This is a genomic window from Bacillus cereus group sp. BfR-BA-01441, from assembly GCF_022663075.1.
Taxonomy (GTDB): Bacteria; Bacillota; Bacilli; order Bacillales; family Bacillaceae_G; genus Bacillus_A; species Bacillus_A cereus.
On sequence record NZ_JAKUEU010000263.1, the window covers coordinates 1 to 447 of the forward strand.

A 447-nucleotide genomic window follows, 5' to 3' on the forward strand; every position below is an offset into this window, starting at 1 on the left:
CTCCATAGAAAGGAGGTGATCCAGCCGCACCTTCCGATACGGCTACCTTGTTACGACTTCACCCCAATCATCTGTCCCACCTTAGGCGGCTGGCTCCAAAAAGGTTACCCCCCCGACTTCGGGTGTTACAAACTCTCGTGGTGTGACGGGCGGTGTGTACAAGGCCCGGGAACGTATTCACCGCGGCATGCTGATCCGCGATTACTAGCGATTCCAGCTTCATGTAGGCGAGTTGCAGCCTACACTCCGAACTGAGCACGGTTTTATGAGATTAGCTCCACCTCGCGGTCTTGCAGCTCTTTGTACCGTCCATTGTAGCACGTGTGTAGCCCAGGGCATAAGGGGCATGATGATTTGACGTCATCCCCACCTTCCTCCGGTTTGTCACCGGCAGTCACCTTAGAGTGCCCAACTTAATGATGGCAACTAAGATCAAGGGTTGCGCTC

1 rRNA gene is annotated in these 447 nt (G+C 54.6%); it reads right to left on the bottom strand.

The annotated features are described in order from the left end of the window. Window positions 1-8: 8 nt before the first annotated feature. Window positions 9-447: ribosomal RNA gene (locus tag MR107_RS30405) — 16S ribosomal RNA — on the bottom strand; the annotation flags it as partial.